We start from the raw sequence: 11,818 nt of genomic DNA, 5'->3' as shown, positions 1-11,818 counted from the left end.
CCGCAAGCCATGTCATTGCCCCCCCCCCCGATTCACATGCAGAGCCGGCGGCGCGCAAGCGCCACCGTGTCACCGCATTACTGTCACGGCATTACTTATAGACGGTCTTGGAACCGTCCTTGTGCCACGTGAACACGTCGAACTTGAAGTTCGTCAGGTCGCCCTGCTTGTTCCACGACACCTTGCCGATCGGCGTGTCGAAGGAATTGGCATGCAGGTACTTGGCCACCTTGGTCGGGTCATCGCTGCCCGCGCCCTTGATGCCGTCCGCGATGACCTGGGTGGCCGCATAGGCCGTCATCTGGAAGGCGCCGCTGGCGTTGCGCTTCTTGGCTTCAAAGGCCTTCACGATGTCGGCGTTGGCGGCGTTCTGGGTGAAGTCGGCCGGCAAGGTCAGCAGCATGCCTTCAACGGCGTCGCCGGCAATGGCGTTGATGTCGGGGTTGCCCGTGCCTTCCGGACCCATCCACTTCGCCTTCACGCCCTGCTCGGCCGCCTGGCGCAGCAGCAGGCCCATTTCGGGGTGGTAGCCGCCGTAGTAGACGAAGTCCACGCCTTGCGCCTTCAGCTTGGTGATCACGGCCGAGTAGTCGCTGTCGCCGGCGTTCACGCCTTCGAAGATTGCGACGGGCACGCCGCCCTTTTCCAGGTCATTCTTGACCGCCGTGGCGATGCCCTGACCGTACGACTGCTTGTCGTGCAGCACGGCGGCCTTCTTCGGCTTGATCTTTTCCAGGATGAACTGGGCGGCGGCGGGGCCTTGCTGGTCGTCGCGGCCGATCGTGCGGAAGATGAACTCGTAGTTCTTGCCGTCGGTGACTGCCGGCGCCGTGGCCGACGGCGTCACCATCACCACGCCTTCGTTGTTGTAGATGTCGGCGGCGGCAATGGTTGCGCCCGAGCACACGTGACCCACCACAAAACCGATCTTGCTGTTGACGACGCGGTTCGCCGCAACCGGGCCCTGCTTGGGCTCGCAGCCGTCGTCGATCACCACCGCTTCCAGCTTCTTGCCGTTCACGCCGCCCGCGGCATTGATGCGTTCAATGGCGGTGTCCACGCCTTCACGGACCATGTCGCCATATTGGGTAACGGCGCCCGTCGTGGGGCCGACCACACCGATCTTGATGGTTTGTGCATGCGCGCCCGAGGCAAACGCCAGGCCGGCGGCAACGCCGAGCGCCGCAATGACCGGGGTCAGACGAAATGTTGGCTTCATGAGTGGACTCCTCTGATTGCTTGTAATCGTTGGTTTTCGTATCGGGCGGACGCCGGAAGTACGTATGATCACGCCCCGCTACGGTGCTTTTGCACGGCAAGCATACACCGAAAGAACGGGGGTTTTGGAGCCCATCCGGCCCGACTTCCGGCGCTTCCACGCACTGCGGGTGCCACATCGCCGAGCGCGTCGCGTTATATCCCGCGAGGCATATGCAATAGACGATTTATTCGTTTGAGTTACTAACGCCGCGCGGCATCATGGCCGCCATGAGACTCCAACCGATCATCGTCCCCGGATGGAAAAACTCCGGACCCGAACACTGGCAATCGCGCTGGGTCAGCGTGCTGCCTCATGCCGTGCGCATCGAACAGCGCGACTGGGAAAATCCGGAGCCGGCGCAATGGGTATCCACGCTGGCAGGCGAAGTCGACCGGGCGCGCGCTCCGGTGCTGATCGTGGCCCATAGCCTGGGCTGCCTGATCACCGCGAGCCTGCCCGTACCCTTGCGCGCCAAAGTGGCCGGCGCCCTGCTGGTGGCGCCCGCTGACGTCGAACGGCCCGACGCGCCAGCTTGCCTGCGTGGCTTCGCGCCCATCTCCCGCCAATCGCTGCCTTTTCAGAGCGTGGTCGTTGCCAGCGATGACGACCCCTACTGCGCCCTGGAGCGCGCCCGAGGCTTTGCCGAAGATTGGGGCAGCCGCATCGTGGTCCTTTCTGGCGCCGGGCACATCAATGCTGACAGCGGTTTGGCTGACTGGCCCGAGGGTTTGAAAATACTAGGTGCGCTGCGACGCCGAGCCGCGTGGCGGATCCCCTGCCCGGCCAAACGGATTCCGCCCGTTCCCGCTTGCGGGATTTCTTGATCCATTTATTAACATTCAATTACAGAACGCGATTTGACCGGTCTACGGATCCATTACACTCCCGCAGCGTCGCAAGAACTTAGCCGAACTTAGGCAGTTTGTGCCGTAACTATTGCAAATTATGCGATTAATTGCGGAAGTGGCCAAAGGTTTCCCCAGGCGTGAATCCTTTTGATTAATCTTGCCCAAAACAAGTTACAAATGATTGATATGCTACGGCCCGAGAAGCGCGGGGACAGCGAAATGAAAGCTTGAGGGATCGCTGTTCCGCGAGGGGGGCCGGGGGGTTCGAACCCGCGCCCGGGCGGGTCGTAACCTCGGTATCCGGTAAAATCATTCAGTTCCAATCCAAATGTTTCTGCGGCCGAACCGCATACATGCCCCGCCCTTGCCCAAGCGAGCGGTCGAGAAGGCATTGGTTCGGTGAAATAACACTAAACAATGACAACTCAGAGCAATCCCATGGCGCGCCGGCAGCAGCGCCAACGCAGTGTCCACAGCAAGGGGGCCATCCTCGCGATGGCGGTACACCGGAGCATCAGCACGTCGGGCCGTATCGGCGGCGCTTAACGCGCCCGGCCATCTTGGCGTTCCAGCCATGATTGGCCTCTGTTTCCCCTGCGGCGCGACCGCAAATTCATATTCCTTGCCGGTGTACGGCGGGGTAAGAAGGACACTGCATGGCTAAGCGCGTTGCCGTCATCGGACTCTCGTTCCGATTCCCCAGCACTACCACGGACTCTTACTGGCCGGCTCTACTTGACGGCCGCGACCTGGTCACCCAGGTAGCCGAAGACCGTTGGTCCCCCGACGCCTACCTGCACCCCGGCAAAGACCATCCCGGGTCTGCCTACACCTTTGCCGCCGGCTCCATCGGCGACATCTCCGGGTTCGACGCGGGCTTCTTCGGCATTTCTCCGCGCGAAGCCGCGTTGATGGATCCGCAGCAGCGCCTGCTGCTGGAAATGAGCTGGGAAGCCATGGAGCAGGCCGGCGTCCGCCCCTCTACCCTGCGCGGCTCCAACTGCGGTGTCTATATAGGTATTGCCAGTTCGGATTACGCCTACCGCATGGCCGAAGACCTGAACGCCGTCGACGCCTCGATGGCCACGGGCAACACCGCCAGCATCGCCGCCAACCGCCTGTCGTACTTCTTCGACTTGCGCGGCCCCAGCATCGCCATGGACACGGCGTGCTCGTCGTCGCTGGTGGCCTTCCACCAGGCCTGCCGCGCCATCGTCTCCGGCGAATGCAGCCAAGCCTTGGCGGGCGGCGTCAGTCTGCACCTGCATCCTTACGGTTTCATTACCTTTTCCAAAGCATCCATGCTGTCGCCCCGCGGCCGCTGCAATGTCTTTGACGCGGCGGGCGACGGCTATGTGCGCTCCGAAGGCGGCGGCATCTTCCTGCTGAAAGACTATGACCAGGCCGTGGCCGATGGCGACAACATCCTGGCGGTTGTCGCCGGGTCCGCCGTCAACACCGACGGCCGCAAGTCCGGCCTGACCGTGCCCAGCGCCGATGCGCAGGCCACGTTGATGCGCCAGGCCTACGAACAGGCCGGCATCTCGCCTTCCGACATTGACTACCTGGAAGCCCACGGCACGGGTACCGCCGTTGGCGATCCCATCGAAACGCGCGCCATCGGCGCGGCGCTGGCCCAGCAACGCAGCAAGGACGCCCCGCTGCCCATCGGGTCCGTCAAAAGCAACCTGGGCCACTTGGAAGCGGCCTCCGGCGTCGCCGGCCTGGTCAAGGCGCTATATGTATTGCGCCACCGCGTCGTGCCGGCCACCATCGGCATCAAAACGCTGAACCCCAAGATCGAATTCCGGAAATGGAATCTGGACGTCGTCACCCAGAACCGCAAGCTGCGCCAGACCGGCAAGCTGGTGGTCGGCGTGAACTCGTTTGGCTTTGGCGGGGCGAACGCCCACGTCATCCTGGAAAGCCCGCCGCCGCGCAACCCGGCCGCCGAAGGCAAAATGGCCAAGACCGCGCCGATTCCGGTGCTGGTCTCGGGTAAGTCTCCCCAAGCGCTGAAAGCCGCCGCCCGGCAAATGGCTGATGTACTGCGCGACCAACCCGCCCGCTTCCTCTACAACGCCGCCTATCACGCCGCCATGCGCCGCGACTGGCACGGCGAACGCGCCGTCGTCTTCGGCACGCAATGCAATACCGTGGCCGACTTGCTCCTGCAATTCGCCGACGGCGCGGAATCCAAGCATGACGTCGTCACCGGCAGCGCACTGAACCAGGCGCGCGGCCCCGTCATGGTCTATTCCGGCAACGGATCGCAATGGGCCAACATGGGCCGTCGGCTGTTGTCCGCCCCCATCTTCGCCAGCGCCATCGACGAGGTTGACGCGCTGTTCTCGCAATACGCCGACTTTTCCCTGCACAAGGAACTGGCCGGTGAAAACGGCGACGACCGCTACCAACGCACCGAAATCGCCCAGCCCGCGCTGTTTGCCCTGCAAGTCGGGATCACGCGCATGCTGGCGCAGCGTGGCGTCGTGCCCAGCGCCGTCATTGGGCACAGCGTGGGCGAAGTGGCCGCTGCCTGGGCCTGCGGCGCGCTGAGCCTGCCGGACGCCGTGTGCGTCATCTTCCAGCGCAGCCGCCTGCAAGGCCAGACCAAGGGCCAAGGCCGCATGACCGCCGTGGGCATCAGCGGCGAAGCCGCGCAAGCCTTGATTGCCCTGCATAACCTGGGTGGTTCGGTCTGCGTGGCCGGCTACAACAGCGAGCGTGGCGCCACGGTTGCCGGCGCGCCGGAATCGTTGAGCATTCTTGAAGCCGCGTTGGCCGAAGAGTCCCTTTTCTACCGCCGGCTGGACCTGGACTACGCCTTCCACAGCCCCGCCATGGACGGCATTGAAGCTGGTATCCGAAGCGCGCTGGCCCACATCCAGCCGCGCGCGAGCGATGTGCCCTTCTATTCCACGGTGACCGGCGCAGCCCTTGACGGTGCCTCGCTGACCGCCGAGTACTGGTGGCGCAACGTGCGCGAGCCGGTACGCTTTGAACAAGCCACCAACCAGCTCGCCGCGCAAGGCAACAACATTTTTGTTGAAGTAGGCCCGCACCCGCTGCTGCGTTCTTACCTGAACGACACGCTCAAGGCGGCGGACATGCAAGGGCGCGTGCTCAGCACGTCTACCCGTGGCGGCGACGACCCCGAGAAAATCTGGATGGCCGCGGGCCAGGCCATCGTCAGTGGTGGCCAAATCGACCTGCAATCGCTCTTCCCCTGGGAAGGCCCCGCCGTCGACCTGCCCACCTACCCGTGGCAGCGCGAACGCCACTGGCACCCCACCACCCCGGAGTCCCTGGGCTTGCTGTCGCGCCGCCTGGTGCACCCGCTGCTGGGTTACCCCATGCAGCAGCACGAGCACACCTGGGAAAACCAACTCGACACCCAATCCCATCCGGCATTGGCTGACCACGTCGTGGGTGATGCCGTCGTATTCCCCGGCACCGGCTTTGCCGAAATTGCGCTAGCCGCCGCGCTGCATTGGCAGACCAGCGACTACGCCGAACTTGAAGAACTGGAAATCCACGCGCCGCTGCTGCTGAATGCGTCGCCCAGCAAGCTGACCCGCCTGCTGCTTGACGATGCCGACGGGCGCTTCCGCATCACCGCCAAAGACACCAACAGCACCGAGCCCTGGGTCAAGCACGCCAGCGGCCGCTTGCTGCGCGAGCCCGGCCGCGCCCGCCTGACGCAGAGCGAACTCAGCCTGCCCACGCGCGCTCCAGACTTCACCGGCGCGACGCACAACGCGCTGACATGCGCGGTGGGGCTGGACTACGGCCCTGCCTTCCGTGCCGTATCCCACGGCTGGATAGAATCCGACACCAGCGTACTGGCGGTGCTGCAAGCCGACGCCAGCCTGGCCGCCGAGCTGGGCGCCACCCACCTGCACCCCGCCCTGCTCGACTGCGCCTTCCAGCTGATTATTCAGTTGCTGCGCAACGACCCCGCCATGGGGCAAGGCATTGCCTTCGTGCCCGCCAAGATCGGACGCCTGACGCTGCGTGCCAACGCCGGCCAGCCTGCCGCGGCCCGTGTCCGCCTGGAACGCCGCGCGCCGCATTCGCTGACCGCCAGCTTCGAACTCTATAACGCCGCCGGCGAACAGATTGCCGCCGTCGAGCAAGCCCGTTTTCGCAGCATCCGCCTGCGCAAACCCGCCGCCGACAACCTTAGCTTCCTGGACGCCATTGCCACCCCGCGCCCGCATGCGCCCTTCGGCCCCAATCCGCTAGACCATGCATCGCTGCGCACCGCCCTGGCCGACGCCATTGCCGCCTGCGTGCAAGATGGCGCTCACGACCGCTACGCCCAAGAAGTCGACCCGCTTCTGGACAGCCTGTGCTATGGCTTCGCGCTGGACGCCCTGCGCCAGATTGCGCCCGACGGCCAGTTGCTGCCGCAGGCGCTGGTGACCGAACTGCGCCGCCATGCGCCGGACACCGCGCTGCTGCTGGACCACACCATTGCCCGCCTGACGTCCGCCGGCTTCGCCGAGGCCAGCGCCGCCGGCATCCACCTGCCTGCCCAAGACGACAACGACAGCCGCACGTCTGACATCTGGAACACCCTGCTGCGCGAATATCCTGACTACGCGCAGATCGTCCACGCCGTTGGCCGAGTTGGCCTGCACCTGCCCGCCCTGCTGCGCGGCGAGGCCGCTTTGGACGACGTCTGCCCGCGCGCCAGCACGCCCGCTACCATCACCCGCAGCGCCTTGGGCGCGGCCAGCGGCCAGCGCCTGGGCACCGCCCTGCGCGGCATCCTGGAACAGGCGCAAGCCAACCGCGTACCCGGCCAACGCCTGGCCATCATTGAAGTCGGCCAAGCCGCGCCCCTGTTCGCGTCCAACTGCTGCGACGCCCTGGACTTCAACCTGGCCGACTACAGCTACGCCTCGAACCAGGCCGACGTGCTGGACCACGTTGCCCATCAGCAGGCCGAACGCTATCCCAATGCGCAAACCGAACTGATCGCTGACAGCAGCGAAGGCGGCGCAAGCCCCACCGCCCGTTGCGACCTGGCCCTTTTCCATTGCGAATTCGACACCCTGGAAGCCGCCCGCGCCGCCCTGCGCCACGCCCGCGCCAGCCTGCGGCCCGGCGGCATGCTGGTGCTTTGCGGCGCGCATCCCACCGCCTGGGGCGACTTCGTCTTTGGCGGACGCCAAAACTGGTGGCAAACCGGCGAAAACGGCGAACAACTTTCCACACAGCAGCCCGCCGATTTCTGGCTGGACGAACTGCAATCGCTGGGCCTGCATTGCGACAGCCCGCTGGCGTTTTCGGACTCCGTTGCCACCGGTGCGTACCTGCTGACCGCGCGCTTGGGCGACGCCGATGTCGACAGTGCCAATGCCACGAACCCCGTCGACCACGCCACCGCCATTGAGCCCGCCAACTGGCTCATCCTGGCGGACCGCAATCCCGATCACAGCTCCGGTCTGGCCCAGTCGCTGGAAGCCGCCCTGACCCGCGCTGGCCACCACGTCCGCGTGGCTGCCGGTGTCGCCGCCGACGCCTTGGACGACTTGCTGCGCAACGGCGCGGTTGGTCCCGTCAACCATGTCGTGCATCTGGATGGGCTGGCCTGGACCGATGGCCAAGAAGCAAGCCCAGCAGCCGCCCAAGAAGCCGCCCAAGATCTACTGACCAAGCAAACCCGCCGTTGCGCGTTGGCTGCCGCCGTCATCCAGGCCTGCGAACGCACGCAAACCAACGCAACGCTTTGGCTCGTCACCGCCGACGCCGCCCAATATCTGCGTACCGCGCCAAGCGCCTCGGCTGGCATGCATGCGCTGAACGATGCCGCGCTGTGGGGCTATGGCCGTACGCTGGCCAACGAAGCGTCCAACTTCCGCATCCGCATGGTCGACCTGCCGCTGGCGCAAGCTCAGGCTCAGACTCAGACGAACGTGTTGGTGGACGCCCTGGCGCGCGAAGTCACGCATGCGGATAACGAAGACGAAATCATTCTTGACGACACCGGCGCACGCTACGCGCCGCGCTTGCGCCAGGCCACGCGCCCGACGCAAGACTCGTCCGACCTGCGCGCGTCGCAAGCCGTGCGCCTGGGCTTTGAATTCCCGGGCCAATTGCGCAACCTGCGCTGGGAATCCTGCGCGGCGCCCGCACCGGGCGACGACGAGCTTGAAGTCCGCATCGAAGCCACCGGCCTGAACTTCCGCGACGTCATGTACGCGCTGGGCTTGCTGTCCGACGAAGCCATCGAAAACGGCTTTGCCGGCCCCACGCTTGGCCTGGAGTTTTCGGGAACCGTCATCCGCGTGGGCTCGGACGTGGACGACTATGCCGTCGGCGACGCCGTCGTGGGCTTTGGCCCCGCCAGCTTTGGCGACCGCGTGCTGACCAAACCCAGCGCCATCTCGCACATACCCGAAGGCTTCTCGTTTGAAGCCGCCGCCACCATCCCCAGCACCTTCTTCACCGTCTACTACGCGCTGCACCACCTAGCGCGCCTGGAAGAAGGCGAGAAGATCCTTATCCACGGCGCGGCCGGCGGCGTGGGCATTGCCGCCATCCAGTTCGCGCAATGGCTGGGCGCGGAAATCTACGCCACCGCCGGCTCTGACGAAAAGCGCGACCTGCTGCGCCTCTTGGGCGTGCGTCACATCTATGACTCGCGGTCCCTGTCTTACGCCGATGAAATTCTGGCCGACACCGACGGCCGCGGTGTCGACGTGGTGCTGAATTCGCTGGCGGGCGAAGCCATCAACCGCAACCTGCGGGTACTCAAGCCCTTTGGCCGCTTCCTGGAACTGGGCAAGCGCGACTTCTACGAGAACACCCGCATCGGCCTGCGCCCGTTCCGCAACAACATCAGCTACTTCGGCATCGATGCCGATCAACTGATGAACGAGCGGCCCGACCTGACGCAACGCCTGTTCGCGCAGATGATGGCCTTGTTCCGCCAGGGCGCGCTGCATCCGCTGCCCTATTCCGTGTTTGACGCCAACGACATCGTCGACGCCTTCCGCTACATGCAGCAGGCGCGCCAGATCGGCAAGATCGTCATCACGTATCGCAACGGCATCAGCGGCATCCACACGCCCGCCACCCCGCATCGTGCCGGCCTGACGCTGCCCGCCGACGCCACCTACCTGGTCACTGGCGGCCTGGGCGGCTTTGGCCTGCGCACCGCGCAGTGGCTTGCCGACAAGGGCGCCCGCAACCTGGTCCTGATCAGCCGCAGCGGCCCCACCCCCGACGCCGCGCAAGCCGCCATCGCCGCCTTCCAGGCCCAAGGCGGGCGCGTGCACGCCGCCGCCTGCGACGTCACCGACCGCAAGGCGCTGGCCCGCCTGCTTGACGAAACGGCCACCACGCTGCCGCCCCTGAAAGGCGTCGTCCACGCAGCCGTCGTCATCGACGACGGCCTGGCCCGCAGCACCACGCCCGAACAAATTGAACGCACGCTTGCCGCCAAGGTGCTGGGTGCACAACACCTGCACGACCTAACGCGCACGCTGCCGTTGGACCTGTTCATCTTCTATTCGTCGGCCACCACCTTGTTCGGCAACCCCGGACAAAGCAACTACGTCGCCGCCAACACCTGGCTGGAACGCCTGGCCGCGCAACGCCGCGCCGAAGGGCTGCCGGCCACTTGCGTGCGCTGGGGCGCCATCGACGACGTTGGCTTCCTGGCCCGCAACCAGAAGATCAAAGACGCCTTGCAAGGCCGCATGGGCGGCGGCGCGCTGGCATCCCAGGTCGCCCTGGATGCGCTGGAAGACATGCTGGTAGCCAACGTGTCCGGCCTGGGCGTGCTGGAACTGGACTGGCGCGCGCTTAGCCGCTTCCTGCCCAGCGCCGGCCTGCCCAAGTTCTCGGACATCGCCCGCCGCGCCGGCGATGCCGGTGACGATGAAGGCGGCGCCGACGACATCGCGCACATGATCGCCACCCTGGACGACGCCACGCTGCACGAACGCTTTACCGACATGCTCAAGACAGAAATCGGTGAAATTCTGCGCGTGTCGCCCGACAAGATCGAAGCCACCCGGTCCGTCTACGACATGGGCCTGGACTCGTTGATGGGCGTTGAACTGGTCGTGGCGCTGGAGAACCGCTTCGGCATCCGCCTGCCCGTGATGGCGCTCAACGAAAGCCCCACGCCCGCCAAGCTGGCGGAACGCCTGGTGCTGCTGCTGCGCGACGAACACAGCGACGCCCAAGGCGATACCGTGGCCGCCAGCGTGCAGCAAGTGGTTGCCAGCCACGCCGCCGAAGTCGGCTCCAGCACCGTGTCTGACTTCGTCGACGAAATCAAGATGAACGGCAGTCTTCCCATGCAACGCATGATCCAGTAGGCCAGAATTAATTGAGCACCGTGAAGAAGCTGCCGGGCCTTGCCGCCGGCATCAAGGACAAAATCATCCAGCAAGCGCTGGAGCGCAAACTGCGCCAGGCCTCCGCACCCGCGGGCCAGGCGCCCGCGCGCCCCGCCGAGAAGAAGGCCGAGATTCCGGAAGAACACTACCGCTTCCACCTGCACCCCGGCTACCAGCAACTGCGCATCATCAACGACGGCGCGCAACGGCTGGGCGTGAAAAACCCCTTCTTCAAACTGCACGAAGGCAAGGCCGGCGCCGACACCCAGATCAACGGCCGCGAGTACGTCAACTACGCCAGCTACAACTACCTGAACATGTCCGGCGACCCGGTCGTGGCCGCCGCCGCCAAAGCCGCCATCGACCGCTACGGCACCTCCGTTTCCGCCAGCCGCCTGGTATCGGGCGAACGCCCCATCCACCGCGAACTGGAAATGGAAATTGCCGCGTTGTACGGCGTGGACGACGCCATTTCATTCGTCAGCGGCCACGCCACCAACGTATCCACCATCGGCTACCTGTTCGGCCCGCGCGACCTTGTGCTGCACGACGAACTGATCCACAACAGCGTCCTGCAAGGCATCCAGCTGTCAGGCGCCCGCCGCCTGCCCTTCCCCCACAACGACTGGGAATCGCTGGACACCATCCTGAACGAACAACGCCACCAGTTTGAACGCGTGCTGATCGTGCTGGAAGGCATCTACAGCATGGACGGCGATTTTCCGGATCTGCCCCGCTTCATTGAAATCAAGCAACGTCATCGCGCGTTCTTGATGGTGGATGAAGCGCATTCACTAGGCGTGATGGGCGCGCGCGGGTATGGAATCCGCGAGCACTTCGGCGTGGATGGGAAAGACGTGGATATCTGGATGGGCACGCTGAGCAAGACGCTGGCGGGCTGCGGGGGGTATATCGCCGGTGAAACGGCGCTGGTGGAGCATTTGAAGTTCCTGGCTCCGGGGTTTCTGTATAGCGTCGGGATGCCGCCTAGTGTGGCGGCGGCGTCGCTGGCGGCGTTGAGGCGGATGAAGGAAGTGCCGGAAAGAGTGACTGCGCTGCAGGCGCGGGGGAAGTTCTTTTTGGAGCAGGCGAAGGCCGCGGGGATTGATACCGGGACGAGCACCGGGCTGGCGGTAGTGCCGGCGATTATGGGGAGCTCGTTGAAGGCGACCCGGGTGTCAGCGGCGCTGTTTAAGCAAGGGATTAATGTGCAGCCGATTCTGTATCCGGCCGTGCCGGAGAAGTCGGCCAGGTTGAGGTTTTTTATTTCTTGTATGCATACGGAGGAAGGAATTCAGAGAACGCTCGAAGTATTGGCCAGCGCGCTGCGCTGAGCCCGCGCAAAC

Annotated in this window: 4 protein-coding genes; 3 read left to right on the top strand and 1 reads right to left on the bottom strand. The window is 65.0% G+C overall.

The features are described from left to right. Positions 1 to 91: 91 nt before the first annotated feature. Entirely contained in the window at positions 92 to 1,219 is a 1,128-nt protein-coding gene (locus ACE04A_RS16640; RefSeq protein ID WP_259247660.1) for a branched-chain amino acid ABC transporter substrate-binding protein, read from the bottom strand. 269 nt (positions 1,220 to 1,488) lie between these two features. Here ACE04A_RS16640 and ACE04A_RS16635 point away from each other — a divergent pair, with 269 nt between their 5' ends. The 3 genes from ACE04A_RS16635 (at position 1,489) to ACE04A_RS16625 (ending at position 11,806) form a co-directional block, all read left to right on the top strand. Then, complete coding sequence (locus tag ACE04A_RS16635; protein WP_448718779.1) at positions 1,489 to 2,085, top strand: RBBP9/YdeN family alpha/beta hydrolase; 597 nt, start codon at positions 1,489 to 1,491, stop codon at positions 2,083 to 2,085. 680 nt (positions 2,086 to 2,765) lie between these two features. After that, the gene (locus ACE04A_RS16630; RefSeq protein ID WP_485820315.1) at positions 2,766 to 10,451 is read left to right on the top strand and encodes an SDR family NAD(P)-dependent oxidoreductase; all 7,686 of its coding nucleotides are present in this window, start codon (positions 2,766 to 2,768) and stop codon (positions 10,449 to 10,451) included. Positions 10,452 to 10,471: 20 nt separating this feature from the next. Further along, the gene (locus tag ACE04A_RS16625; RefSeq protein WP_448719072.1) at positions 10,472 to 11,806 is read left to right on the top strand and encodes an aminotransferase class I/II-fold pyridoxal phosphate-dependent enzyme; all 1,335 of its coding nucleotides are present in this window, start codon (positions 10,472 to 10,474) and stop codon (positions 11,804 to 11,806) included. Positions 11,807 to 11,818: the final 12 nt, after the last annotated feature.

The sequence above is a fragment of the Achromobacter colocynthidis genome, from assembly GCF_057334535.1.
This window is presented reverse-complemented; position numbering and strand designations above follow the sequence as displayed.